At 73.7% G+C, this 26392-nt stretch carries 19 protein-coding genes; 9 read left to right on the top strand and 10 right to left on the bottom strand.

What is annotated here, in order from left to right:
• Positions 1–19 precede the first annotated feature (19 nt).
• A complete protein-coding gene (locus tag ACIF8S_RS11720) occupies positions 20–3607 on the bottom strand; it encodes a UvrD-helicase domain-containing protein (RefSeq protein WP_399998838.1) in 3588 nt (1195 codons plus the stop codon).
• Between the two features lie 257 nt (positions 3608–3864).
• Entirely contained in the window at positions 3865–4251 is a 387-nt protein-coding gene (locus ACIF8S_RS11715; RefSeq protein ID WP_399998837.1) for an MGMT family protein, read from the bottom strand.
• A 188-nt stretch (positions 4252–4439) separates the two neighbouring features.
• Here ACIF8S_RS11715 and ACIF8S_RS11710 point away from each other — a divergent pair, with 188 nt between their 5' ends.
• From ACIF8S_RS11710 to ACIF8S_RS11700, 3 genes are all read left to right on the top strand, one after another.
• Positions 4440–7214, top strand: a complete 2775-nt coding sequence (locus ACIF8S_RS11710; RefSeq protein ID WP_399998836.1) for a YbhN family protein — start codon at positions 4440–4442, stop codon at positions 7212–7214.
• 86 nt (positions 7215–7300) lie between these two features.
• Positions 7301–8854 carry an alpha/beta hydrolase gene (locus ACIF8S_RS11705; RefSeq protein ID WP_399998835.1) on the top strand — a complete coding sequence of 518 codons (1554 nt, stop codon included), beginning with the start codon at positions 7301–7303 and terminating at the stop codon, positions 8852–8854.
• Positions 8855–9002: 148 nt separating this feature from the next.
• Positions 9003–10505: an alpha/beta hydrolase gene (locus ACIF8S_RS11700; RefSeq protein ID WP_399998834.1), complete on the top strand. Its 1503-nt coding sequence runs from the start codon at positions 9003–9005 to the stop codon at positions 10503–10505.
• A 101-nt stretch (positions 10506–10606) separates the two neighbouring features.
• Here the strand turns inward: ACIF8S_RS11700 and moeZ are convergent, their stop codons facing one another.
• The 7 genes from moeZ to ACIF8S_RS11665 all read right to left on the bottom strand — a co-directional run bounded on the left by moeZ (position 10607) and on the right by ACIF8S_RS11665 (position 19492).
• Positions 10607–11785 carry an adenylyltransferase/sulfurtransferase MoeZ gene (gene moeZ, locus ACIF8S_RS11695; RefSeq protein WP_215210166.1) on the bottom strand — a complete coding sequence of 393 codons (1179 nt, stop codon included), beginning with the start codon at positions 11783–11785 and terminating at the stop codon, positions 10607–10609.
• A gap of 63 nt (positions 11786–11848) precedes the next feature.
• The gene (locus ACIF8S_RS11690) at positions 11849–12610 is read right to left on the bottom strand and encodes a spherulation-specific family 4 protein (RefSeq protein WP_349798267.1); all 762 of its coding nucleotides are present in this window, start codon (positions 12608–12610) and stop codon (positions 11849–11851) included.
• A complete protein-coding gene (locus tag ACIF8S_RS11685) occupies positions 12598–13611 on the bottom strand; it encodes an NAD-dependent epimerase/dehydratase (RefSeq protein ID WP_399998833.1) in 1014 nt (337 codons plus the stop codon). Before ACIF8S_RS11685 ends, ACIF8S_RS11690 begins: the two co-directional genes overlap by 13 nt.
• Before the next feature lie 174 nt (positions 13612–13785).
• Positions 13786–14940, bottom strand: coding sequence for a hypothetical protein (locus tag ACIF8S_RS11680; protein WP_399998832.1), 1155 nt, complete (start codon positions 14938–14940; stop codon positions 13786–13788).
• Positions 14937–16592, bottom strand: coding sequence for a DUF3492 domain-containing protein (locus tag ACIF8S_RS11675; RefSeq protein WP_399998831.1), 1656 nt, complete (start codon positions 16590–16592; stop codon positions 14937–14939). The genes ACIF8S_RS11680 and ACIF8S_RS11675 overlap by 4 nt, the downstream gene beginning before the upstream one ends.
• A 252-nt stretch (positions 16593–16844) precedes the next feature.
• Positions 16845–18428 (bottom strand): DUF3152 domain-containing protein, encoded by a 1584-nt coding sequence (locus tag ACIF8S_RS11670; RefSeq protein ID WP_399998829.1) that lies wholly within the window; start codon positions 18426–18428, stop codon positions 16845–16847.
• A gap of 8 nt (positions 18429–18436) precedes the next feature.
• A complete protein-coding gene (locus ACIF8S_RS11665; protein WP_399998828.1) occupies positions 18437–19492 on the bottom strand; it encodes an alpha/beta fold hydrolase in 1056 nt (351 codons plus the stop codon).
• A gap of 229 nt (positions 19493–19721) precedes the next feature.
• On the opposite strand from ACIF8S_RS11665, the gene ACIF8S_RS11660 reads away from it, so the two are divergent.
• The 4 genes from ACIF8S_RS11660 to ACIF8S_RS11645 all read left to right on the top strand — a co-directional run bounded on the left by ACIF8S_RS11660 (position 19722) and on the right by ACIF8S_RS11645 (position 21688).
• Positions 19722–19955: a hypothetical protein gene (locus ACIF8S_RS11660; RefSeq protein WP_399998827.1), complete on the top strand. Its 234-nt coding sequence runs from the start codon at positions 19722–19724 to the stop codon at positions 19953–19955.
• A 197-nt stretch (positions 19956–20152) separates the two neighbouring features.
• Positions 20153–20794 carry a TetR/AcrR family transcriptional regulator gene (locus tag ACIF8S_RS11655; RefSeq protein ID WP_349798255.1) on the top strand — a complete coding sequence of 214 codons (642 nt, stop codon included), beginning with the start codon at positions 20153–20155 and terminating at the stop codon, positions 20792–20794.
• A gap of 147 nt (positions 20795–20941) precedes the next feature.
• On the top strand, positions 20942–21169 hold the full coding sequence (locus ACIF8S_RS11650) for a DUF3107 domain-containing protein (RefSeq protein ID WP_030220063.1): 228 nt from the start codon (positions 20942–20944) through the stop codon (positions 21167–21169).
• A gap of 252 nt (positions 21170–21421) precedes the next feature.
• Positions 21422–21688: a hypothetical protein gene (locus tag ACIF8S_RS11645; protein WP_024884356.1), complete on the top strand. Its 267-nt coding sequence runs from the start codon at positions 21422–21424 to the stop codon at positions 21686–21688.
• A 67-nt stretch (positions 21689–21755) separates the two neighbouring features.
• On the opposite strand, the gene ACIF8S_RS11640 is transcribed toward ACIF8S_RS11645, so the two are convergent.
• Positions 21756–22511 carry a ferritin-like fold-containing protein gene (locus ACIF8S_RS11640; RefSeq protein ID WP_024884355.1) on the bottom strand — a complete coding sequence of 252 codons (756 nt, stop codon included), beginning with the start codon at positions 22509–22511 and terminating at the stop codon, positions 21756–21758.
• A gap of 490 nt (positions 22512–23001) precedes the next feature.
• On the opposite strand from ACIF8S_RS11640, the gene ACIF8S_RS11635 reads away from it, so the two are divergent.
• Positions 23002–25314, top strand: a complete 2313-nt coding sequence (locus tag ACIF8S_RS11635; protein WP_399998826.1) for a DEAD/DEAH box helicase — start codon at positions 23002–23004, stop codon at positions 25312–25314.
• Positions 25315–25392: 78 nt separating this feature from the next.
• Positions 25393–26277 (top strand): alpha/beta fold hydrolase, encoded by an 885-nt coding sequence (locus tag ACIF8S_RS11630; protein ID WP_399998825.1) that lies wholly within the window; start codon positions 25393–25395, stop codon positions 26275–26277.
• The last annotated feature ends 115 nt before the right edge of the window (positions 26278–26392 follow it).

Raw genomic sequence — 26392 nt, 5'->3', positions numbered from 1 at the left:
GTGCGATGCGTCACGCCCGTCACTCGACGACATGACGGCCCTCGGGGCGGGCGCTGCACGAGGCACGGAACGCGCAGTGGGTGCAGTGCTGGCCGGCGTTCGGGGTGAACCGTTCGTCGAGGACCTTGCCCGCGGCGGTGGCCAGCAGGTCGCCGACCCACTCCCCCTCCAGCGGCTCCTGGGCCTGCACCTTCGGCAGGGTTTCGCCGCCGTCCCGCTTGGCGGCGCCCTGGCGCAGCTGCACGAGTTCGGCGCCGCCCGGTTCGGGGCGTACCCCGTCGAAGACGTCGTCGACGGCTCCCTCACGGACGGCGAGCTGGTAGACGGCGAGCTGGGGGTGGCGTTCCACCTCCTTGGAGCTGGGTGCCTGCTTGCCGGTCTTGAAGTCGACGACGTAGGCGCGTCCCTCGGCGTCGGCCTCGACGCGGTCCATCTGGCCCCGGATGCGGACCCGCAGGTCGCCGGAGTCCAGCGTGACGTCGAAGTCGTGCTCGCTGGCCACCGGGGTGCGGCCGGTGCGGTCCATGACGTGCCACTTCAGGAAGCGTTCCAGCGCGACGCGCGCGTTCTCCTTTTCCTGGGCCGATTTCCACGGCGCGTCGAAGGCGAGCGCGTTCCACACGGAGTCCAGGCGCTCCATGAGGACCGCGAGGTCCGCGGGGGTGTGCCCGGAGGCCACCTCGTCGGCCAGGACGTGGACGACGTTGCCGAAGCCCTGGGCGGCGGTGGCGGGCGCGTCGGCCTTCACCTCGCGGCCGAGGAACCACTGGAGGGCGCAGGTGTTGGCGAGCTGGTCGAGGGCGCTGCCGGAGAGCACGACCGGCTGGTCGCGGTCGCGCAGCGGCACCTTGCTGCGGGTCGGTTCGTGCATGCCCCACCACCGGTAGGGGTGCGCGGACGGCACCAGAGGGCGGCCGTCCCCGTCGGCGAGCGCGGCGAGCCGGGCCAGCCGCCGGGCGGCGGCCTCGCGCAGGGCGTCGGAGACCCGGGGGTCGACCGTGGTGGCGCGCAGTTCCGCGACGAGCGCGGCGACGGACAGCGGGCGGCGCGGGCGTCCGGTGACGTCCTTCGGTTCGACGCCGAGCTCGGTGAGGAAGCGGGAGGGCTGGTCGCCGTCGTCGGACGGGGCCTTGACGGCCGTCACCACGAGGCGGTCACGCGCGCGCGTGGCGGCGACGTAGAACAGGCGGCGCTCCTCGGCGAGCAGCGCGCCGGGGGTGAGGGGTTCGGCGAGCCCGTCGCGGCCGATGCGGTCGGCCTCCAGCAGGGACCCGCGGCGGCGCAGGTCCGGCCACAGGCCCTCCTGCACGCCCGCCACGACGACGAGGCCCCATTCCAGGCCCTTGGAGCGGTGGGCGGTCATCAGGCGTACGGCGTCGGGGCGGGCGGCGCGCCGGGTGAGGGTGTCGGCGGCGATGTCCTCGGCCTCGATCTCCTCGAGGAAGTTGAGGGTGCCCCGGCCGCCGGTGCGCTCCTCGGCGCGGGCGGCGGTGGCGAAGAGCGCGCACACCGCGTCGAGGTCACGGTCGGCGTTACGGCCGGCGGCGCCACCGCGGCGGGCGGAGCGTTCCAGCCGTTGCGGCCAGGGTGTGCCGTCCCACAGGTCCCACAGGGCCTCCTCGGCGGTGCCGCCGCCGGCCAGGCGCTCGCGGGCCCGGCGCAGCAGAGCACCGAGCCGCTGCGCACCGCGCGCGTAGGCGGGGTCGTGCACGGCGAGCCGCTCGGGCTCCGCCAGCGCGCGGGCGAGCAGGTCGTCCGAGGGCGGCGGCAGGGGGTTGCCCGCGGCCCGTTCCTCCTCGCGCAGGGCACGCCCGAGCCGGCGCAGGTCCGCGGCGTCCATGCCGGCGAGGGGGGAGGTGAGCAGGGTGAGCGCGGTCTCGGTGTCGAGCCAGCACGGCTCCTCCCGGGCGCCGCCGTCGGGCGCGGCCCTGGTGTCCTCACGGGCGCCGACGGGCGCGTCCTCGGTGTCCTCCCCGGAGCCGTCCTCGCGCGCATCCCCTGAGCCGCCCTCGGGCATGCCGCCGGTGCCCTCGCCGGCGTCGTCCTCGGGCGTGCCCCCGGTGCTGCCCTCCCCAGAGCGACCCTCGGACGCGTCCCAGGCGCCCCCGACGCCGTCCTGGCGCGCTTCCCCGGCGCCCATCCCGTAGCCGTCCTCGGGCACGTCCCAGATGCCCTCGCCGACGCCGTCGCGCGCGTCCCCGCTGCCCTCCCGGTCCGCGGCCTCGGCCACCGCGCGCAGGGCGGTGAGCAGCGGGGCGACGGCCGGTTCGTGGCGCAGCGGCAGGTCGTCGCCGTCGACGTCCACGGGAACGCCCGCGGACGTGAGGGCGCGGCGGACGGTCGGCAGGGTGCGGGAGCCCGCGCGCACCAGGACCGCCATGTCGTTCCAGGGGACGCCGTCCTCCAGGTGGGCGCGGCGCAGGATGTCGGCGACGTTGTCCAGCTCGGTGCCGGCCGTCGGGTAGGTGTACACCTCGACCCGGCCGCCGTCCCGTACCGGCGTGGGCTCCCGGTGCAGGCGGACCTTCTCGGCGGGCAGCCGGGGCAGCGGCATCCGCCGGGTGACCTTGCGGGTCGCCTCGAGCAGGGCGGCGCCGGAGCGGCGGGAGGCGCGCAGCACCTGGACGGGAGCGGGCCGGCCGTCCGCGCGCGGAAAGGCGTGCGGGAACTCCAGGATGCCGCCGACATCGGCGCCCCGGAACGCGTAGATCGACTGGTCCGGGTCGCCGAAGGCGACGAGGGTGCGGCCGCCGGAGGCCAGGGCGCGCAGCAGCCGCACCTGGGCGGGATCGGTGTCCTGGTACTCGTCGACGTAGACGGCGTCGTACCGGCCGGCGAGCTGTCCGGCGGTGTCGGGGCGCTGCGCGAGGAGCACCGCGCGGTGGACGAGTTCGGCGTAGTCGAGGACGCCTTGCAGGTCGAGGACGTCGAGGTACTCGGCGAGGAAGGCGGAGGCCGCACGCCAGTCGGGACGGCCGATGCGGCGGGCGAAGGCGTCGAGGGCCTCGGGGCCGAGCCCCAGCTCGCGGCTGCGGGCGAGGACCGCGCGGACCTCGTCGGCGAAGCCGCGGGTGGTCAGGCAGGCGCGCAGCTCGTCCGGCCAGCGCACGTGCGAGAGGCCGAGCCGCTCCAGGTCGACCTGGCCGGCGAGGAGCCCGCGGACGGTGACGTCCTGCTCGGGTCCTGAGAGCAGGCGCAGCGGTTCGACGAACAGGTCGCTGTCCTGGTGGGCGCGGACCAGGGCGTAGCAGAAGGAGTGGAACGTGGTCGCCTGCGGGGCCTGTGCCGCGCCGATGCGCAGGGCCATGCGGTCGCGCAGTTCGACGGCCGCCTTGCGGCTGAAGGTGAGCACCAGGATGCGCTCGGGGTCGCCGCCGCGGGCGATCCGGGCGGCCACGGACTCGACCAGCGTGGTGGTCTTTCCGGTGCCCGGTCCCGCCAGGACGAGCATCGGGCCGCTGCCGTGCTCAACCACGGAGCGCTGTGCGGCGTCCAGACGGGGGGGATTCACGCGGGCCGGCGGGGTACGCACCAGTCGGTAGGCGCCACGGCTCCCCCGCCGCACCTGGGGGTGCGACAGGCCGCTGGTGGAGGAAGAGGAGCTCACGTGGTTCGCCGGTCCTGGTGGGTGTGCTGTTCGGCTGTCCGCCGTGTGTGGGGGACGGTGGACGAGGGGTGAGGGGGACACGCGCAGCCGACGCTACGCCGGGGAAAAGAGCGGAAGCAGGGTTTCCGCTTCTTCCCTCCGGCCACTCCTGGCACTCGCGTCCCTCGACTCACGAACGTACGTCATGCCGTGGATGTGCCTCATGTCCCCCTGAAGCATCACAGGTCACACGTCGGCGGGCGGAATGCCGGAAGCTGTCAGGTGTGACCCCCGGTGTCCACGCCGCCGTCCCACCGCGCGCGCCCCATGTCGAGGCGGGGGACATGGCCCTCCGCGGCCCGGCCCGCCTCCCGCAGTGGTGTGCCCTCCGCGCGGTAGTGGCCGAGGGCCCGCAGTTCGTGGCCGGGCAGCAGGACGCCGTCCGCGCGGACCACGCGCCACCAGGGCACCGCGCCCCCGTACAGCGCCATCACACGGCCCACCTGGCGGGGCCCGCCCTCCCCCAGCCACTCGGCCACGTCGCCGTACGTCATCACGCGGCCCGGCGGGATCAGCTCGGCCACCTCCAGGACCCGCTCGGCATAGGCGGGCAGGGCGTCCGGAGGCTGGTGGCCGTCGTCGGGCGGAAGGCTCTCCTCGCTCATCCGGACCATCCTGCCCCACCGCACCGACAACGCGACGCGTCCGCGCGCGCGGCCGGACGACTCGCCCCGGAGCAGCGCTTCGGGCAGACTGTGCCGCCCCGCTTGTGGACCCTGATGCCCCCTTGTGGCGGTACGGCATGCCACCATCGTGCGAGCGGTGACCGGTGATACGAGATCGAGAAGAGACGATGAAGCAGCAGGGTGCGCACCCCGAGGACACGGAGGGCACCCCTGACGCCTCGTCGCGCCAGGACTCGGACACCGCACGGCCCGACGCGGACGCCGCACGGCCCGACGCGGACGCCGCACACCCGGGCGCCGCGCAGCAGGACGCGGAGCAGCAGGACGTCGCGCACATCGACGAGGTGGAGGGCGACGAACCGCTGCTTCCCGCGCGCGTGCACCGCCCGTCCGACCTCATGCGGCTCGTGGGCGGCGTGCTCGCCGTCGTGGTGCTGCTGGCGATCGCCGCGTTCGCCCACGGCACCACCTCGGGCCTGGAGCAGGACATCAACAAGGGCACCGGACAGGCGCCCGACCTGCTCATCAAGATCGCCGGCCTGGCCTCCAGCATCGCCATCCTGCTGGTCCCGGTCGCCTTCGCCATCGAACGGCTGATCAAACGGGACGGGCTGCGGATCGCCGACGGCGTGCTCGCCGCCGTCCTCGCGCACGGGGTGACACTCGCCACCGACCTGTGGGTCGCACGGGCCGCCCCCGGCTCGATCCAGGACGCGCTCACCCAGCCCTCCCCCGGCGACATCCACGCCCTCACCGACCCGGTGCACGGCTACCTGGCCCCCGTCATCGCGTACATGACCGCAGTCGGCATGTCCCGCAGACCCCGGTGGCGCGCGGTGCTGTGGGTGGTGCTGCTGCTCGACGCCTTCTCGATGCTCGTCACCGGGTACACCACCCCGTTCTCGATCATCCTCACGGTGCTGATCGGCTGGACCGTCGCCTACGGCACGCTCTACGCCGTCGGCTCGCCCAACGTGCGGCCCACCGGCCGCACCCTGATGGCGGGGCTGCGCACGGTCGGCTTCCGCCCCGTGACCGCCTCCCGCGAGGAGACGCCGGACGCCGCCGAGAGCGGTGACCGGGGCCGCCGCTACTTCGTCACCCTGGAGGAGGGCCCGCCGCTCGACGTCACCGTCGTCGACCGCGAGCAGCAGGCGCAGGGCTTCTTCTACCGCGCGTGGCGCAACCTCGCGCTGCGCGGCTTCGCCACCCGCAGGAGCCTGCAGTCGCTGCGGCAGGCGCTGGAGCAGGAGGCGCTGCTGGCCTACGCCGCCATCGCGGCCGGCGCCAACGCGCCCAAGCTGATCGCGACGTCGGAACTCGGCCCCGACGCGGTGATGCTCGTCTACGAGCACACCGGCGGGCGCACCCTCGACTCACTGGCGGACGACGAGATCACCGACGACCTGTTGCGCGGCACCTGGCACCAGGTGAAGGCGCTCCAGTCCCGCCGGATCGCGCACCGCAGGCTGGTCGGCGACGCCATCCTGGTGGATCGTTCCGGCACGGTGATCCTCACCGACCTCCGCGGCGGGGAGATCGCGGCCGGCGATCTGCTGCTGCGGATGGACGTCTCCCAGCTGCTGGTGACGCTGGGCCTGCGGGTGGGCGCCGAACGCGCGGTGGCCTCGGCGCTGAGCGTCCTCGGTCCCGACGCCGTGGCGGACTGTCTGCCGATGCTCCAGCCGATCGCGCTGAGCCGCTCCACGCGCGCGACGCTGCGGAAACTGGCCCGGGAGCGCGCGGAGCGGGAACGCGAGGCCGTGCTGGAGGCCTCGCGGCATTCCCGTCCGGCCCGCGCCCACGACGCCGACGGCCCCGTCACGCACGACGACGGCCCCGTCACGCTCGACAAGGCCGACAAGAAGGCCGTCCGCGCGGAGCAGCGGGCCGAGAAGCGCGCCATCGACGAGGCCCTGGACGAGGCGCGCGAGGAGGATCTGCTCAGCCAGATCCGGCACGAGGTGCTCCTCATCCGGCCTCAGGCGCCGGTCGAGCCGGCCCGTCTGGAACGGGTCCGCCCGCGCACGCTGATCAGCTTCATCGCGGGCGCGATCGGCGCGTACTTCCTGCTGACGCAGCTCACCCACATCGAGTTCGGCCCGCTGATCGCCAACGCGGAGTGGGGCTGGGTCGCGGCGGCGGTGCTGTTCTCGGCGGCCAGTTACGTGGCGGCCGCGATGGCCCTGCTCGGGTTCGTGCCGGAGCGGGTGCCGTTCCCGCGCACCGTGGCGGCCCAGGTCGCCGGGTCCTTCGTGAAGATCGTCGCCCCGGCGGCGGTCGGCGGCGTCGCCCTCAACACCCGCTTCCTCCAGCGGGCGGGGGTGCGTCCGGGACTCGCGGTGGCGAGCGTCGGCGCGTCGCAGCTGTTCGGGCTCGGCTGTCACATCCTGATGCTGCTGGCGTTCGGTTACCTGACCGGCACCGAGAAGACCCCGTCGCTGTCGCCGTCGCGCACCGTCATCGGCGGGCTGTTGACGGTGGCGGTGCTGGTCCTCGTGGTGACCTCGGTGCCGTTCCTGCGGAAGTTCGTCGTCACGCGCGTGCGCTCGCTCTTCGCGGGCGTCGTGCCGCGCATGCTGGACGTGCTGCAGCGGCCCCAGAAACTGATCACCGGCATCGGCGGCATGCTGCTGCTGACGGCCTGCTTCGTGATGTGCCTGGACGCCTCGATCCGGGCGTTCGGCGACGACTCGACCTCGGTCTCCATCGCCAGCGTCGCCGTCGTGTTCCTCGCGGGCAACGCCCTCGGGTCGGCGGCCCCGACCCCGGGCGGTGTGGGCGCCGTCGAGGCCACCCTGACCGTCGGCCTGATCGCGGTCGGCCTCCCCAAGGAGGTCGCCGCGCCGGCCGTGCTGCTGTTCCGGCTGCTCACGCTGTGGCTGCCCGTGCTGCCGGGCTGGCTCGCCTTCAACCACCTCACCCGCAAGGCGGCCCTGTGACCGGCTGAGACGCCGGCCGGGACCGTCCTCCCTCGGACGGGCCCGTGCCCCGCGCGCCCGTCCGGGGCCGACCCCAGGATGGGGACATGCCCCACCCCTTCCGGCTGCGAGCCGCCGCCCTGACCGCCTGCGCCGTCCTGCTGCCCGCGCTGCTGGCGGGCTGTGCCGGGGACGACGACGAACCGGCTGAGGACCTGGCGCGGCAGAAGCTCGACTGGAAAGCCTGCCCCGCCCCCGACGAGGCCCAGGGCGGGGGCGCTTCGCCCTCCCCGCTGCCCGGCGCCCGGGGCGCGTGGGAGTGCGCGACGATGAAGGCACCGCTGGACTGGGACGACCCCGACGGCGACACCATCGGACTCGCCCTGATCCGGGCCCGCACCAGCGGACCGGCGGGCGAGCGCATCGGCTCCCTGATCTTCAACTTCGGCGGGCCGGGCGGCTCCGGGGTGACCACGCTGCCCGCGTTCGGCCAGGACTACGCCACCCTGCGCACCCGGTACGACCTGGTCAGCTTCGACCCCCGCGGGGTCGGCCGCAGCGCGCCCGTGACCTGCCAGGACGACCAGCAGCTCGACGAGCACTTCCAGCAGGACGGCACCCCCGACGACAGCGCCGAGCGCACGGAACTGCTCGACGGCACCGAGGAGTTCAACGCGGCCTGCGAGGACAACTCCGGGCGGATCCTGCCGCACGTGCGCACCACGGACGCGGCCCGTGACCTGGACCTGATGCGCCAGGTGCTCGGCGACGACCGGCTGTACTACTTCGGCATCTCCTACGGCACGGAACTGGGCGGCGTCTACGCCCACCTCTTCCCCGACAAGGTGGGGCGCGCGGTCTTCGACGCGGTCGTCGACCCGGCGCAGGACTCCGAGCAGGCCTCGCTGGGCCAGGCGCGGGGCTTCCAGCTCGCCCTCGGCAACTACGCCGAGGACTGCGTCTCCGGCACCGAGGAGTGCCCCGTCGGCGACAGCGTCCAGGACGTCCAGGACCGCATCGCGAAACTGCTGAAGGACCTGGACAGCCGGCCCATCCCCGGGGTCTTCCCACGTCAGCTGACCGAGACGATGGCGACGAGCGGGATCGCGCAGGCCCTCTACTCCCAGGACTTCTGGCCGTTCCTCACCGACGGCCTGGAGCAGGCGTACGACGGTGACGGCACGATCCTGATGGTGCTCGCCGACTCGATGAACGGGCGCGGCGAGAACGGCGAGTACAGCAACCTCGTCCCCGCCAACACCGCCATCAGCTGCGCCGACGCCAAGCCCCGGTACACCGCGGCGGACGTGGAGCGGCTGCTGCCCGAGTTCCGGAAGGCGTCCCCGCTCTTCGGGGACTTCATGGCCTGGGGACTGATCACCTGCACCGACTGGGCGGTGCGCGGCGCCGCCGACCACCCGGACGTCAGCGCCCCCGGCTCGGCCCCGATCCTGGTGATCGGCAACACCGGCGACCCGGCCACGCCGTACGAGGGGGCGCGCAGCATGGCGCGGGCACTCGGTGAGGGGGTCGGTGTGGAGCTGACGTACAAGGGGCAGGGGCACGGCGCCTACAACGGCGAGGACACCTGCGTGCGGAACGCGGTGCACGGCTATCTGCTGGACGGCAGGGTGCCCCAGGCCGGGACCGTCTGCCCCTGATCGTGCGGGTACGCCGAGCAGGCCGAGGGGGAACGCCCAGCTCAGAGCGTTTTCCACAGGCCGCCCCGGTGAACGCCGGGACTGCCTACCATGGCCGGGACGCCGTTCGCCGCACGTAGCGGACGGCCTGCGAGGGGGGAAGTGGCACATGACCCGGTTCACACGGTGGGCGGCCCTGTCGGCCGCCGCCGCGCTGCTGACGGCGGGATGCAGCGGCGCGGGACCATCGGACGACGGCTCGAAGAAGGACGACGGCAACGGCGCCAAGGCCGCGCTCGACTGGGGACGCTGCAAGGCCACCGAGGACGCCCCGGCACCGGGCGACGAGTGGCAGTGCGCCACGCTCCAGGTGCCGCTGGACTGGTCGGAGCCGGAGGGCGAGACGATCGGTCTGGCCCTCATCCGGGCGAAGGCCACGGGCGGCGACCGCCTCGGCTCCCTGCTGTTCAACTTCGGCGGTCCGGGCGGCTCCGGTGTCTCCACCCTGCCCGCCTACGCCGCCCTGACCGACGATCTGCGCGAGCGGTACGACCTGGTGAGCTGGGACCCGCGCGGGGTGGCCGCGAGCGGGGGCGTCCGCTGCCGTGACGACAAGGCCATCCAGGCCGCCGAGTCCTCCGTGGACGGCACACCGGACACCCCGGCCGAGGAGCGGGCGTTCCTCGCGGACGCGGCCGACTTCGGCAAGGGCTGCCAGGAGACCGCCGAGAAGCTCTTGGCGCACGTCTCCACCACCGACACCGCCCGGGACATGGACCGCATCCGGCAGGCCCTGGGCGACGACCGGATGCACTACTTCGGGATCTCCTACGGCACCGAGCTCGGCGGCGTCTACGCCCACCTGTTCCCGGAGAAGGTGGGCCGGATGACGCTCGACGCGGTGGTCGATCCGACCGCCGACACGATCGGCCACGCCAAGAACCAGACCAGGGGCTTCCAGACGGCCCTCGACAACTACCTGAAGTCCACCGGGAAGGACCCGGAGCAGGGCTCACGCGAGATCGCGGACCTGCTGGACCGGATCGACGCCGAGCCGCTGCCGACGTCCTCCTCGGGGCGTGAGCTGACGCAGTCGCTGGCGCTGACCGGCATCGTCCTGCCGCTCTACAGCAAGTCCAGCTGGCCGGCGCTGACCAGCGCGCTGGAGGCCGCGCAGGACGGTGACGGCACGGCGCTGCTGGCCCTCGCGGACGGCTACAACGAACGCGACGCCTCGGGTCACTACGGCACCACGACCCACTCCCAGCGGGTCATATCGTGCCTGGACGACAAGCAGCGGCCGACCCTGGAGGAGACGAAGAAGCTGCTGCCCGAGTTCGAGGAGATCTCCCCCGTCTTCGGGTCCTTCCTCGGCTGGGACACGGCGGGCTGGTGCCACGACTGGCCGGTGCCGGGCCAGTTCGACACGCCGGAGGTGAGCGCCCCGGGCGCGGCGCCGGTCCTGGTCGTGGGCAACACGGGCGACCCGGCCACCCCGTACGAGGGAGCGCGGCGGATGGCGGACGAGCTGGGCGAGGACGTCGGGGTGGTGCTCACCTGGAAGGGCGAGGGCCACGGCGCCTACGGCAGTGGCAGCGACTGCGTCGACTCCACGGTGAACGCCTACTTGCTGGCCGGCACGGTCCCGGAGGACGGCAAGGTCTGCTCCTGACGGCGCCGGGGGCTCCAGGCACCCGGCAAGGTACCCGAAGCCCCCGACGAGGACCCGGTGACGGCCGGTGCGGTCCCGCGGACCGCTTCGGCCGGTGCGGCCTAGTAGACCGGCTTCTCCGGTTCGATCTGGTTGACCCAGCCGATGACGCCGCCGCCGACGTGGACGGCGTCGGAGAAGCCCGCGGACTTCAGGACCGCGAGGACTTCCGCACTGCGGACACCCGTCTTGCAGTTCAAGACGATCTTCTTGTCCTGCGGCAGGCTCTCCAGGGCGTTGCCCATGAGGAACTCGTTCTTCGGGATCAGCCGGGCGCCCGGAATGGAGACGATCTCGAACTCGTTCGGCTCGCGGACGTCGATGAGCTCGAGGTTCTCGCCGTCGTCGATCCACTCCTTGAGCTGCTTGGGAGTGATCGTGGAGTCGGCGGCCGCCGCCTGGGCCTCCTCGGACACGACGCCGCAGAAGGCCTCGTAGTCGATGAGCTCGGTGACGGTCGGGTTCTCGCCGCAGATCGCGCAGTCCGGGTCCTTGCGGACCTTGACCTGACGGTACTGCATCTCCAGGGCGTCGTAGATCATCAGGCGGCCGACGAGCGGCTCACCGATGCCGGCGAGGAGCTTGATGGCCTCGTTGGCCTGGATGGAGCCGATGGACGCGCAGAGCACGCCCAGGACGCCGCCCTCGGCGCAGGAGGGGACCATGCCGGGGGGCGGGGGCTCCGGGTAGAGGCAGCGGTAGCAGGGACCGTGCTCGGACCAGAAGACGGACGCCTGGCCGTCGAAGCGGTAGATGGAACCCCACACGTACGGCTTGTTCAGCAGCACGCAGGCGTCGTTGACCAGGTAGCGGGTCGCGAAGTTGTCCGTGCCGTCGACGATCAGGTCGTACTGGCTGAACAGGTCCATCACGTTGTCGGCCTCGAGCCGCTCCTCGTGCAGGACCACGTTCACGTAGGGGTTGATCCCCTTGATCGTGTCACGCGCGGACTCGGCCTTGGGGCGGCCGATGTCGGACTGGCTGTGGATGATCTGGCGCTGCAGGTTCGACTCGTCGACCTCGTCGAACTCCACGATGCCGAGCGTGCCGACACCCGCCGCGGCCATGTACATGAGACCCGGCGAACCCAGGCCGCCGGCGCCCACAAAGAGCACCTTGGCGTTCTTCAGCCGCTTCTGCCCGTCCATGCCCACGTCGGGGATGATCAGGTGGCGGGAGTACCTGCGGACCTCGTCTACGGTGAGCTCGGGGGCCGGCTCGACCAGGGGTGGCAGCGACACGGGGACTCCGTTGGTCGGTCAATCACTACGGTTGTTCTCGCGACAACACTGCCACGCCCTTTTTCATTCCGAGACACCCGTTCCGACACGCGAGACGATGTCGTCCCAGTAGCCGGGCAGCGGCCCCCAGGGATCGGCCGGGCCGGCACGGCCGGAGACACGGTCGGAGTGGTCCGTGAAGTAGATGGTGGCGGCGCCCTGCCAGCGGGCGATGCGCAGGGCCTCCTCCAGGTGCGGCCGGGGCACGCCGTGCACGAAGTGGCAGAACCGCTCGGGCGGATGGTCCGCGGTCCACTCCGCGACCTGCGACCAGCGGTAGTCGCTCCAGGGGCCGGAGTAGGTGACCAGCTGGTCGGCGTGCTCGGCGTAGCCGGGGTGCGGATGCGTGCCGTGGCCGAGGACGACGTGCGCGCCCTCGTGGATCACCCGGAGGGTGGCGACGGTGCGCCGTACCTCGGGGAGCGCCGCGCGGTCGGCGGGGCAGCGGTCGAGGAGGAAGCCGTCGACCTGGTACCAGTCGAGGAAGCGGTGGGCGTCCGAGATGATCTCCCCGAAGCTCCGCAGCCCGTAGGCGGCGTCGATGTGGCCGAGGACGCGCACGCCGGCGTTGCGCAGGCGGCCCGCCGCCTCCAGGCAGTGCGGGTCCGGCTGGACGCCGGGGCCGCCGGCCACGTCGAGCACCACCCAGTGCAGGGGGGTTCCGGGGCGGTGGAGCCGGTTCCACTCGTCGGCGGCGAGGAGGGGGTGCGCGACCCCCGGGACGCCGAAGCCGGTGCGGACGTCGGTGGTCGCGGTGCCCGGTCTGGAGCTGGTCAGATACGGCATGCCGCCTCCATCCAGATGTCCGCCAGCGACTCCTCGAGGTTGATCCGGGGCCGCCAGCCGAGCCGGTCGCGTGCGGTGCGTACATCCGCCTGCTGCCAGGTTCCGCAGCCGTCGGGGTACGGGAACGCGGCGGGTGAGGTGGCGGTGTGGTGCTCGGGTTCGCTGCGGGGGTGCCCGATGGTCGCCCTCAGTTGGGAGGCGTGGGCGGTGTGCATGGTGTGGACGGCCCCTGCGTGGGGGCCGGCGAGACCGTCGAGTTCGTTGAGGGCGCCGCCGTAGCCGGCCACCCGGGCGAGGATCCCGGCGGCGTCCCGGAGGCGGACGGCGCGCCCGGAGCCGATGTTGATGACGCCCTGCGCGGCGGAGAGCGAGGCGGCGTGCACGGCGCGCGCCACGTCGCGGACGTCCACGAAGTCGCGCTGGGCGCCGAGACCGCCGAGCTTCAGCTCGCCGTCGCCGGACTGCATGGCGCGGCGCATGGCTTCGGCGAGGCGGCCGAGGGGCGACCCGGCGGGGGTGCCGGGGCCGACGGGCGAGAACACCCGCAGCACCACGGCGTCCAGGCCGGAGCCGAGGACCAGTTCGGTGGCGGCGAGCTTGCTGACGCCGTAGGGGCCGCCGGGTCGGGGGACGGCGTCCTCGGCCGTGGAGGAGCCCGGCTGGCTGGGCCCGTACTCGGAGCCGCAGCCGATCTGCACGAGCCGCGCCCCGCAGCCACTGCGGCGCAGCGCCTCGCAGATGGTGGCGACGGCGACGGTGTTGTGCCGGGTGAGCTCGCGGGCGCCGCCGCGTGTGGCGCCGGCGCAGTTGACGACCACACCGGGGTGGACGGCGTCGAGGAAGCGGGTCAGGGCGCCGGGGCTGCCGGTGGCGAGGTCGAAGCGGACGTCGGCGTCGTCACCGCGGCCGAGGGCGGTGAGCTGGACGGCGGGGTCGGCGAGCAGGCGGTCGGCCACGAAGCGGCCGATGTAGCCGTTGGCTCCGATCAGCAGGACCCTCATCGGTCGGCTCCTTCGCGGCAGGCGGTGGCGGGTCGGCAGGTCATGCGGGGGTCTCCTTCGGGTGGGGTGGGACGCGCCTGCGGTGCGGCTGCGGGTGGGGCGGGATGTGCGGGACGGGCGGCCGGCCGGTGCTCCGGGGTCGCGTCGGGCCGCGCCGCCCCGCTGCGGCGGGGGTCATCGCGGCTGCTCCGCGCGCAGGTGCGCCGAGGCGCGGGTGAGGGTGCGGGAGGCGTGGACCAGCAGGACCAGGGCGCCGGCACCGCAGGTGAGGACGGGTACGGCGGCGGGACCCCAGGCGGTCACCAGGGCTTCCACCGGTGCGCCCAGCGGGGTACAGCCGGGCAGACGGGCCGCGAAGACCGTGGCGACGGCCAGCACCTGGGCGACCGCGGTGAGCATGAGGATCACGCGCGGCGCGTGGGTGAAGCCGTGCACGGTGAGCAGGCGGGCGACGAGGAGGAGGGCGCCCAGGGTGAGGATCGCCGGGGACACGGGGGCGGTGCCGAGGAACGGCGAGCACAGGGCGACGATGGCGGCCAGGGCGCCCAGGAACAGGGTGACGGCGCCGAGCAGGACGGGGCGGACCGAGGCGGCGAAGTCCTCCAGGCCGCGGCTCGTGGCGAGCTTGCGGCGGGCGACGGTGAGGAAGAGGTGGGTGGTCCAGGTTGCGGGGAGGCAGGCCAGGGTGAGGACCAGCACCGGCGTGAGGGCCAGCGGCCAGTGCCCCTCGGTGGTGCCGTCGGGGAGGCCGTCGGGGCCGCCGGTGACGGCGGTGCGCAGCAGTCCGTCGCCCAGCACGGCGTACCCCACGAGCCACCAGGTCCAGGAGCCGGTGGCTGCCCGGGGGGCGAGGTCCGCGGGGACGCTCAGCGGTCCCCGGCGCACCGCCGCGCGCAGGGCGAGGGCGACGGCGAGGATGCCGGCGGCCGCCGCGTAGAGACGGGTCTGGCCTTGGGTCCGGGAGAGGGCGAACAGCGACGCCGCGCACAGGAGGCCGGGGAGCAGCGGCAGGAGGAGGAGCGGGACGGCCCGACGGCCGCTCCCTTCGCGGGACGGCGTGCCGGCCCCGGACGTTTCGTCAGGCCCGGGCGTGCCGGTCTCCGCGTCGCGCGGGACGCGGGCGTAGAGCTCCTCCGCCAGCGAGAAGACGTCGCGGTGACGGAAGCGTGCGGCGGTCCGGTCGGTGATGCCGTGGGCCTCCAGGCCGGCCGCGATCTCCAGCGGGTCCACCGCGCGTTCGCACAGTTCGCGGTGGCGGTGCAGCAGCACCTTGACCGGGTCGGCCGCTCCGGGCGGGGTCCCGCGGTCGAGTTCGCTCAGGTCGGTCATCGGACGGTCTCCGTGGCGGGCACCGGCGTCTCCACGGCCCAGGTGGGGACGGCGCGGGGGGTGGGTTCGGTCCAGTTGCCGGTGACGTGGGCCTCGGCGGGGGCGGCGAAGGGCTGGGGGTCTCCGGTGCCGTCGAGGACGGGGCGGCGTACCGGTGTCCGCGCGACGATCTCCAGGTAGAGGCCGTGGAACGCGGTGACGTTCTGCTCGACGGTGAACAGTTCGAGCGCCCGGGCGCGTGCGGCGGCGCCGAGCCGCGCGCGGCGCTCGGGGTCGCGCAGCAGCGACACGCACGCCTCGGCGAGCGCCCGCGGATTGCGCGGCGGTACGACGAGACCGGTGCCGCCGATCACCTCGACGACCGCGCCGACGTCCGTGGAGACCGTCGCGCGGCCGCAGAACATCGACTCGATGAGGCCCACCGGGAACCCCTCGACGACGCTGGAGAGCACGGTGACGGCGCCGCCCGCGCGGACGTCGGCGGCGGTCTCGGCGCCGGGGCCGCCGAGTTCCTCGAAGGACACCGGGTTCTGCCCGACGGCGTGCGGGCCGTCGGCCTCGTCCGGGAAGAGCTGCGCGGCCAGTGCCTTGCAGTGGCCGAGGTAGGCGGTGCCCTCCGGACCCGAAGGGCGGCCGACTATCCGCAGCCGGCTCTTGGGCTCGGCCGTGCGGATCTCCGCGAAGGCGTGCAGCAGCGAGACCAGGTCCTTGGCGGGTTCGACCCGGCCGGTCCAGACGAGGGTGTGCGAGTCAGCCGTCGCGGGGTTGTCCGCCACCCGCGCGAAGGGCGCGGGGTCCATCCCGGGGTGGACCGTGCGCAGTTTCGCGCGGTCGGCGCCGCAGCGCTCCTGCCAGCGCCGGGCGTGCGCGTTCCCGGGGGTGATCACCGCGGCCGTGCGGTAGGTCTCGGCGGTCAGCCGGCCGTGGAAGGCGGCGAGCAGCGACCGGACCGCGGGCGAGGCGTCCGGGCGGGTGAGGTAGTGGGTGCGCAGGCGGACGCCGTACTCGGTGACCAGGAGCGGCACCCCGAAGAAGTGGTGGGCGAGCAGGCCCGGGAGTGCGGCGATGCCGCCGGACGCGGCGTGGCAGAGGTCCACCGCCCCGAGGCCGCCCTCCTCGTACCAGTCGAGGGAGAGGGGGCGCAGGGCGCGCTCCAGGTGGGCGGCGACCGTCAGCAGATCCGGGACGCGGGCCTCGCGCGCGGTGCGCCGCGCTCCGGGCGCACGACAGGCGCGTTCAAGGGCGCGTACGGCCTGCTCGGAGCGGAGTGCAGCGACCAGTCCGCCCTCGTCGCGGGCGAGTTCGGCGAGTCCGTGGAGCGCGTTGGCGAAACGGTCCGCCTCGGCGGTGCCGGACTCGGCCGCGGTGCAGAGGACGGCGGCCAGTTCGCCGTAGTGCTCGGCGAAACGCCGGCGGGCGCGGCGGCCGTGGACCACCCCGTCGTCCTCGGCGGTCCACAGCGGCGCCGTGCGCACCCTGGTGACCTGCGGCGGCAGCTCCACCCAGCCCGTGTCCTCCTGGGCCTGGCCGGTGCTGAACGCGTAGACGTCGAACTCGTGTCGGTCGAGCCCGCGCACCAGGCGGTCGCACCACACCCCGCCTTCACCGCCCACATACGGATAGCCACCCTCCGTAAGCAGTCCGATGCGCACGTGTGCACCCCCGATCTCCCGTGTGGTGAGCCTCCCTTGGTCGGGCGGCTCGCAGCGGGACGAACGTATGCGGACAGGACGGTGGCGTGATGGACGGTTGTCCATCACGCCACCAAAAGGGGTGAACGGGCGTAACTTTCCCGCACGGAGCGCGTTCGCCGTGCTGGGACCGGCTCACGCCGGGCCCGCTCCGGGCTCACGACCGGCGCGCGGCCGGCTCACGTCCGCCGACGGGGTGCGCCGGGCGGGGCTCTAACCCTTGGGGTAGGGCCAGGCGTTGGGGCGGCAGCGGATTCCGTCGTGGTCGAGGAACTTGGTCTGCTGCTGCATCACCGGGGCCAGGTCGCCGTCCTTGTCGCAGGTGACGTGGTTGTGGCCCAGGCGGTGGCCGATCTCGTGGTTGATCAGCATTTGGCGGTAGGCGTACATCTTGTCGCCGTAGGTCTCCGCGCCCTGAGCCCAGCGGTAGGCGTTGATCATCACGCGTTCGGTGGCGGCGGAGTCGCAGGAGACGTTGTCCTCGGTGGTGTCCAGGCCCGACTTGGCGCACCAGTCGGCGGTCGTCTCGGGGCCGGCGAGGGTGATCACGAAGTCGGGGCTGCCGGAGTGGATCCGCTCGAAGGTGAGGGCGCCGTTGTGCGCCCAGCTGCGGTTGTCGTTGAGCGTCCGGTGCACGGCCTCGGCGAACAGGGCTCCGTCGAGATCGAGCCCCCGCTCCACGTCCACCCGGTACGTGATCTTCCGCCCCTTGCCGGGCGCCTTGTCGATGCCCTCGACGGCGTCGAACTTCCCCGTGCCCGCGCGGGTGGCGGCCAGGGGGAACTTGCGGTTCATCTGCTGCTCGTACGTCAGCGGCCGTGCCGGGGGCGCCCCGGGCGTCTCGCGGGCGTCGCCACGCGAGGCGGGGTCACGCACGTCACGCGCCTGCTCACCGGAGGACTGCTGTACGCCGGGGGCGTCGCGGTCGTCGGCGACCTGCCCGGCGACGACGACGGCCAGCACGGTGGTGACGGCGGCGGCCGCTATGCCGGTGAACGCGCGGCCCCTCCCGCCCCTGGTCTGTGCCGGGACACCCGTCGGCGCCTCGTCCTCGTCGTCCGTGTCGGTGTCGCGGCCGGAGGGGACGCCGGTGCCGGGAGTGCCCTCCCAGTCGGTGACGGCGTCGTACGGGTCGGCCTGGGTACGGGCGGCGGGCCTGCGCGGGGTGAAGAGGTCGTCGTTCCGGTCGTCGAACGCCTCGACGTAGTCCTGGCGCGGTCCGTCGGCGGGTGCCTGGCGCTGGCGCGGGAGGGGCACGCCCTGCCGGGCGGCCGGTGTGCCGTGGCCCGCCCCGGTCGCGGTGCGGCCGTGCGGGTCCCCCCAGCCACCGCCGGGCTCCTGCTGCTCGGGGTGCCCGCCTCTTACCTGCGGGATTCCGTGCGCCGGGGTCCCGTCCGCGTACCGGGGCACACCCTGCGGCGGAGTCCCGTCCCCGAACCGCGGCACACCCCGCGCCGGGGTTCCGTCCGGCTGCCATCCCTCCGGCAGGCGCGGCACACCCGGTGCCGGCCTTCCGTGCCCCGGCGCCTCGTGCCCGTGTCCGTAGGTGGGAGTGCCGGGCGTGCCCGGAGTACCGTGCGCCGGAGTGGCGGACGGGCCGCCCGGGTAGGGCGAACCGTGACCCTGGCCGGCACCCGAAGGCGCTCGCCGCGTCTGCTGCTGCGCCGGCACCACCCCGTCACGCTCGTCGTGACGCGCTTCACGGCCGTCACGGGCGTCACGGCCGGTGGCGGCGGCGGTGGTGGTGTTCGCCGGGTCGCCCTTCGGGGCGGGTCCGCGGCGGCTGTGGCGTCCCACGTCGCGCCTCAGCCCCTCGTGATCTCTGCGGTGGTCGGGCCACCGGTGTCGGCGGACGGACCCGGAGCGCCCTGTGCGTCCGGCTGCACACTATCCCCCTCGCCCACTGAACCCGTCGCGTCCCTCAGGAGTTCACGGAACGACAACGCCACGGTCTCCGGATACTCCATCATCGCCACGTGTCCCGCGTCCGGGAGTGTCACCAGCCGGGAGTCACGGAAGGCGCGGGCGGAGCGCTGGGCCATGCGGAAGCCGACGAGCTGGTCCCGGCCGCCGTAGATCAGCAGGGTCGGCGCGAGCACCCGCTCGGCCTGCCGCCACAGTCCCTGCTGGCCACCCAGGGTGTAGGCGCTGACGAGCCCCCGCGCGGAGCGCGCCATCGCGTCCCAGAAGTACGGCAGCCGCAGCCGCCGCTCCATCTCCTCCACCGCGTGCCGGAACCCTTCCGGGGTCACCCGTCCGGGATCGCCGTAACAGAGGTGCAGGACGCCGCGGACGCGCTGCTCGGCCGTCCACTCCCGGGTGATCCGGGTGAACAGCGGTGCGACCCCGGGTACGGCCAGCAGCCCCGTGGGGACGGCGGTGCGCTGTACGCGCAGTTCGGGCAGGGCGGGTGAGACGAGGGTGAGGGTGCGGACGAGGTCGGGGCGCACGGCGGCGACCCGGGTCACGACCGCGCCGCCGAGCGAGTTGCCGAAGAGGTGCACCGGTCCGCGGCCGGAGGCCTCCAGACAGCGGATCACCGCGCGGGCGTGCGCGGTGATCGAGTAGTCGCCGTCGTCCGGCGGCGGGGAGTCGCCGAAACCCGGGAGGTCCACGGCCTCGCTGTCGACGACGTCGTCCAGCAGGGCCATCAGGGCCGACCAGTTCAGTGAGGAACCGCCGAGTCCGTGGACGAAGAAGGCGGGCGGAAGGCCTTCGCGGGCCGGTGGCCGGGATCTGACCGTCAGCGTGACGCCGGGCAGCCGCACCGACCTGAGCTGCTCACCCTCCGCCACCCTGACCGCCGCCGGCTCGGGCAGCACGCTGGTGGGCGGTACGGAGGGCAGCTCGGACGCAGACATGCCGCAATGTTACGAGACGATCACGCGGCAGCTCATGTGTTCGGCATCACAGGACGACGAACACCCCTCCGCGCCGCCGTCACGCCCCTCCCACACCGGGCGCGCACCCGGTCGCACCCGGCCGCCGATCGCATGGCGTCCGGATCGGGTGTCTCCTAGGCTCGTACTGAGGGCACCCGTACGTGGCCCCTGCATGCTTCAGGGACGTGACCAGGAAGGGAGCCCAGCGATGGCCGTAGACCCCGTAGACCCCACCGACCCCGAGACGTTGGAGGACGAGGACGTGCAGGAGGGCCTGGAGTACGACGTCGAGGCGCCCGAGGTCGACGCGGCCGAACAGCAGGCGGAGGTGTCGCCCGACCGCGACGACCCGCTGACCGAGGTCGACCCCGGCCGGGCGAGCGAGGGGGACCTGGTGGAACAGGCCCGCGTCGTCTCCCTCGACGAGGACGACTACCGGTGAGGAGCGCGCAGGCCGGGACACCGGCCGCCCGGAAGGGGACAGTTCTTGCCCGCTCTGACAGCTTTTGAAACCGTCCGTACCGCTTCTTCCGCTGTCCGGTCCGTGAAATTCTGCACGTGCACCGCGCACATCAGGATTACCGAAAAGTACGATGGCGGCGCGGCTGACCCCGCATGTGGACGACAATGGGAGGCGGCGTGACAGCCATCGAGCAGACGGACGCGGTACGCCCGAGGGGTACACGCCTTCCGCGCCGTGCCCGACGGAACCAGTTGCTGGGCGCCGCCCAGGAGGTCTTCGTCGCGCAGGGTTACCACGCGGCCGCCATGGACGACATCGCCGAGCGCGCGGGTGTCAGCAAGCCGGTGCTGTACCAGCACTTCCCCGGCAAGCTCGACCTGTACCTGGCGCTGCTGGACCAGCACTGCGAGGCGCTGATCCAGTCGGTGCGGCACGCGCTGGCGTCGACGTCGGACAACAAGCAGCGTGTCCGGGCGACCATGGACGCGTACTTCGCGTACGTCGAGGACGACGGCGGAGCCTTCCGCCTGGTCTTCGAGTCGGACCTGACGAACGAGCCCGCCGTCCGGGAGCGCGTCGACAAGGTCACCAACGAGTGCGCGGAGGCCATCTGCGACGTCATCGCCGAGGACACCGGGCTGTCGCGCGCGGAGTCGATGCTCCTCGCGTCGGGGCTCGGCGGCCTCGCCCAGGTGGTGGCGCGGTCCTGGCTGCACAGCGACCGCAGCGTGCCCCGCGACCAGGCGGTGCAGCTGCTGGCCTCACTGGCGTGGCGCGGCATCGCGGGGTTCCCGCTGCACGGCAACGAGCCCCACTGACCGCCGGGGCGCGGCGGGCGTTTGTTCCCGTCGGCTGTTCGCTGTTGGCGTGGCAGGGCGGAGCGTGTACGTCCCCTCACCGGGCTAATGTGTGCTGGTACGGCGCGGAAGGTCGCGCACTTCACTGACCGTCGGAGGGACATAGCCGTGGAGGTCAAGATCGGCGTGCAGCACGCGCCCCGCGAGATCGTTCTGGAGAGCGGTCAGAGCGCGGAGGAGGTCGAGCGCGTGGTGGCCGAGGCGCTGGCCGGGAAGTCGCAGCTGCTGAGCCTCGTGGACGAGCACGGCCGCAAGATCCTGGTCCCGGCCGACCGTCTCGCCTACATCGAGATCGGCGAGCCGGCCCCGCGCAAGGTGGGCTTCGGCGCGCTGTAGCACGCGAAGCGGTTCGGCACACGGGAAGGCCCGGCGGTTCCCACCGCCGGGCCTTCCCGTGTCCCGGTCCCCCCTTGCCCGCGCCCCCACGGCGTGTCGGGGGCACACCCGGGCGTGTCGCGGGGGGCCGCTGACCCGGACCACTCCGACGGAGTACGGCGAACCCCCCAGGGAGGATTGCATTCCGCAGGTCAGGGGTAAGACGGGCTACGACCTGAACGAGCAGGCCGGCCATGTGGGAGGGACCCCGACATGCTTCTGGAAGCGCTCAGCTCCGCGATCCTCGGCCTGGCCCTGGCCCTGGGGGCGTACCGCCGCCTGTCGCATCGGCTTCCCGCCCCCGTGCTGGTGCTGCCGACCGGTGTCGCCGGGGCCCTGTTCGGCGCTTTCGTCATGAACACTGCGCTGGACGCGGGCAATCTGCTGACGATGCTGCTGGGCGCCGCGATCGTCTCGGTCGCCTCGCTGTCGCTGCTGCTGCGCCCGGCGGGTCGGCTGCGCCGCTCGGCGACCGCCTGACCGGTCGCGAGCGGCGGTGTCCGCGGACGCCGCCGACCCGCCGGGCCCGCGCCGTCGGGGAATGCGGTCAGGCGGCCAGGCCCAGCGCCGCCATCCGCTTGGTGTGCGCCTCGGTGATCCGGGAGAACATCCGGCCGACCTCGGCCAGGTCGAACCCGTCCGCGACCCCGCCGACGAGCATCGTCGACAGCGCGTCCCGGTCGGCGACCACCCGCTGGGACTGGGACAGCGCCTCACCCATCAGCCGGCGGGCCCACAGCGCGAGCCGCCCGCCCACGCGCGGGTCCGCGTCGATCGCGGCACGCACCTTCTCCACGGCGAAGCCGCCGTGCCCGGTGTCGTCCAGCACGGCCAGCACCAGCGCGCGGGTGTCGGAGTCGAGACGTGCCGCGACCTCGCGGTAGAAGTCGCTGGCGATGGAGTCGCCGACGTAGGCCTTGACCAGGCCCTCCAGCCAGTCGGAGGGCGCCGTCTGCTTGTGGAAGCCGTCGTAGGCGGCGACGAACGGTTCCATGGCGTGCGTCGGCTCCTCGCCGATCTCGGCCAGCCGGTCCCGCAGCCGCTCGAAGTGGTGGAACTCGGCCGAGGCCATCTTCGCCAGCTCCGCCTTGTCCCCCATGGTGGGCGCCAGCTTGGCGTCCTCCGCGAGCCGCTCGAACGCCGCCAGCTCCCCGTACGCGAGCGCGCCGAGCAGGTCCACGACAGCGGCACGGTACTGGGGGTCGGCGGAGGCGGCCGCCCAGTCCATGGCGGCGACGCCGGTCCGTGCGGCGGGGGTCTCGGGGGTTTCCGCGGCGGTGTCAGGGCTGTCAGAGCTCGTCATGCAGCGCACAATAGCCCGCCCGGCCTGCGCCGGAGGGCCCTGGCCGATCAGTGTGACGACGACTACGTGACCAAATCGGCCATGGCGTGTGCGGGAATCCGGGGTATGGTGGTATTGCGGCTGCTGAGCACTCTGGCGTATTCGGACGTGCTCGACGGGCCGCAAGTATGAGGATGCCCGGTCGGTGGCCCGATCGGCTCCGACCCGACAGCCCTCTGAAGTCGTACGGCACACCGCGTACGAAATCCGGAGGGACACCTCAGCGGTACGAGCGCTCGAGCGTCGGCAGTGGTCCCGTGTCCTACGGCCTTCACCGTATGGCAGCCGTCGTCCCCGGCACGGTCCCTACACGACCCCCGCGCTCGCCTCGCACCGCGCACACAGAAGAGGCAGCACCCTGACTACGACGTTCCGAGAGCTCGGGATCCTCCCCGAGACAGCCGAAGCCCTTGAAGCCGTCGGCATCACCACTCCCTTCCCCATCCAGGAGATGACGCTCCCCGTGGCCCTGTCGGGCACGGACGTCATCGGCCAGGCCAAGACCGGCACCGGCAAGACGCTCGGCTTCGGCCTTCCGCTCCTCGAGCGGGTCACCGTCCCCGCCGACGTCGAGGCGGGCCGCGCGAAGCCCGAGGACCTCACCGACACGCCGCAGGCGCTGGTGGTCGTCCCCACGCGCGAGCTGTGCACGCAGGTCACCAACGACCTGCTGACCGCCGGCAAGGTGCGCAACGTGCGCGTCACCGCGATCTACGGCGGCCGGGCCTACGAGCCCCAGGTCGAGGCGCTGAAGAAGGGCGTCGACGTGATCGTCGGCACCCCGGGCCGGCTGCTCGACCTCGCCGGGCAGAAGAAGCTCAACCTGTCGGACGTCAAGGCCCTCGTCCTCGACGAGGCCGACGAGATGCTCGACCTGGGCTTCCTGCCCGACGTCGAGAAGATCATCAAGCTGCTTCCGGTGAAGCGCCAGACGATGCTGTTCTCGGCCACCATGCCGGGCGCGGTCATCGGTCTCGCCCGCCGCTACATGTCGCAGCCCACGCACATCCGCGCCACGGCGCCGGACGACGAGGGCGCCACGGTCGCGAACACCAAGCAGTTCATCTACCGCGCGCACAACATGGACAAGCCCGAGCTGGTCGCGCGGATACTGCAGGCCGACGGCCGTGGCCTGGTCATGGTCTTCTGCCGCACCAAGCGCACCGCGGCCGACCTCGCCGACCAGCTGAAGCAGCGTGGCTTCGCCTCCGGCGCGGTCCACGGCGACCTCGGCCAGGGCGCCCGTGAGCAGGCGCTGCGCGCCTTCCGCAACGGCAAGGTGGACGTACTCGTCTGCACCGACGTCGCCGCGCGCGGCATCGACGTCGAGGGCGTCACGCACGTCATCAACTACCAGTCGCCTGAAGAGGAGAAGACGTACCTGCACCGCATCGGCCGCACCGGCCGCGCGGGCGCCAAGGGTACGGCGATCACCCTGGTCGACTGGGACGACATCCCCCGCTGGCAGCTGATCAACAAGGCGCTGGACCTGGGCTTCAGCGACCCGCCGGAGACGTACTCCACCTCTCCGCACCTGTTCACGGACCTGGGCATCCCCGAGGGCACCAAGGGTGTCCTCCCGCGCTCGGAACGCACCCGGGCCGGACTGGACGCGGAGGAGCTCGAGGACCTGGGCGAGCCGGGCGGCCGCGCGCCGCGCGGACGGGGTGGCCGGGACGGGCGTGACGGCCGTGACGGGCGTCGCGGTTCCCGCTCCGAGGAGCGGGAGGCGTCGACGCGTACGCCGCGCCGCCGTCGCCGCACCCGCAGCGGTACCCCGCTCGGCGAGGCGGGCGGGCAGTCCGCCGCTGCGGCCGCTGAGGTCGCGGGGGAGGCGGAGGCCGGCGAGGCCACCGCACGCACCCCGCGCCGCCGTCGCCGTACGCGCGGCGGGGCCACCGCCGCTCCGGTGGGCGCCGTGGGGCAGGAGGCGGCCGAGACCGCCGTCGACACGGCCGAGGGCCCGTCGGTGGAGGCTTCCGCGACCGGTTCCGACACCCCGGAGAAGCCGCGCCGTCGTCGCACCCGCCGGGGTGCGGGGTCCGCCGCGCAGGACGCCACGGCCGTCGAGGCGCCGGTGGCCGAGCAGGCGCCGGCCGCCGTCGAGGAGCCGTCGGTCCAGGAGTCCGCTCCCGAGGCCGCCGAGCCCCGTCGCCGCCGCACCCGCAAGTCGGCCGAGGCCGCCGAGACCGCGGTCGACACGGCCGAGGGCACCGTCGACGCCGAGCCGGCCGCGCCGCGCCGCCGCACCCGTAAGGCCGCGGCGAAGGCCGAGGCCGTGGTCGAGACGGCCGAAGGCACCACCGAGGCGGCCGCCGAGGCTGCCGAGGTCGCTGAGGCCAAGCCGCGCCGCACCCGCAAGAAGGCCGTCGCCGAGGCCGACGTCGCGGCCGAGGCCACCGAGGCCGCGCCGAAGCGCACGCGGAAGACCGCCGCCAAGAAGGCCGCGGCGGCCGTCGACACCGCCGAGGGCACCGAGGCCAAGCCGCGCCGCCGCACCCGTAAGGCCGCCGAGGCGGAGCCCGTGGAGATCCCGGCGCAGACCGCGCCGGAGGCGGAGGAGAAGCCGCGGCGTACGCGGAAGACCGCCGCCAAGAAGGCCGTGGCCGCCGAGGGCACGGCCGAGGCCAAGCCGCGCCGCACGCGCAAGACGGTCCCGGCGCAGACCGCCCCCGAGGCGGAGGCCGCCGAGGCCCCCGCGCCGCGCCGCCGCACCCGCAAGGCCGCGACGGTCGCCCCGGAGGCGGAGTCCGCGGAGGGCTGACGCACACCGACGCCGACGGCCCGGTTCCCCCACGTGGGGCCGGGCCGTCGGCGTGTCCGCACCCGCTACCCTCACCCCGTGACCAGCGCCTTCCCCCCCGCCCCGCCCCCCGGTGACCTGCCTCGCCGACTCCGCACCGCACGGGGCGAGTTCGCCGTCCTGGACGTACCGCCGGCCGGTGACGTCCCGTTGCGGGGAACCGCGTTGCTGCTGCCCGGCTACACCGGCAGCAAGGAGGACTTCACGCCGGTGCTCGCACCGCTCGCCGCCCGCGGGTACCGCGCCGTCGCCGTGGACGGGCGGGGCCAGCACGCGTCCGACGGGCCCGCCGACGACGAAGCCGCCTACGCACAGGACGAGTTGGCGAAGGACGTGCTGGCACAGGCGCGTGAGTTCGACGCGCCCGTCCACCTCGTCGGCCATTCGCTCGGCGGCCAGATCGCGCGTGCGGCCGTCCTCCTCGACCACTCCCCTTTCCGCTCGCTGACGCTGGTCTGCTCGGGTCCCGCCCGTATCTCGGCCGCGCAGGAACAGCGGGTGAGGCTGCTGCGGGACGCGCTGGCCGTGATGTCGATGGAGGAGTGCTGGGAGGCCATCCTGGCGATGGGCCCGCCGGAGGAGGTGGGCGGGCCGGCGCGCGGCACCGGCGGACCGGAGCAGTTGCGGAGGCGCTGGCTGAGCACGAAGCCCGCACAACTTCTCGCCGCTGGGCGCCAGTTGTGCACCGAGCCGGACCGGGTCGCGGAACTGGCCGCCGTACCGCTGCCGACGCACGTCCTCTCCGGCTCGACCGACGACACCTGGCCGGTGCCGGACCTCGACCACATGGCCCGGCGCCTGACGGCCCGTCGCACGGTCGTCGACGGCGCCGGCCACACGCCCATGGTCGACCGCCCCACCCACACGGCGCGGGCTCTGGCCGACTTCTTCGACATCACGGAGTCTCAGCCGTCCCTCAAGTGATCCTCAGGGATCACTCCGGCTCCGGTCCCGCCCGTATCACCGCGCCTGAGGTTCGCCGGGGAGGACCGGGCCCCGGCGACCGGCTGAGCGGCACCACACGAGGCACGCGGCCCCC

The organism is Streptomyces sp. NPDC085937, from assembly GCF_044540535.1.
Classification (GTDB): domain Bacteria; phylum Actinomycetota; class Actinomycetes; order Streptomycetales; family Streptomycetaceae; genus Streptomyces.
Note: the sequence above shows the minus strand (reverse complement) of the source record. Positions and strands in the feature narration are given on the sequence as shown.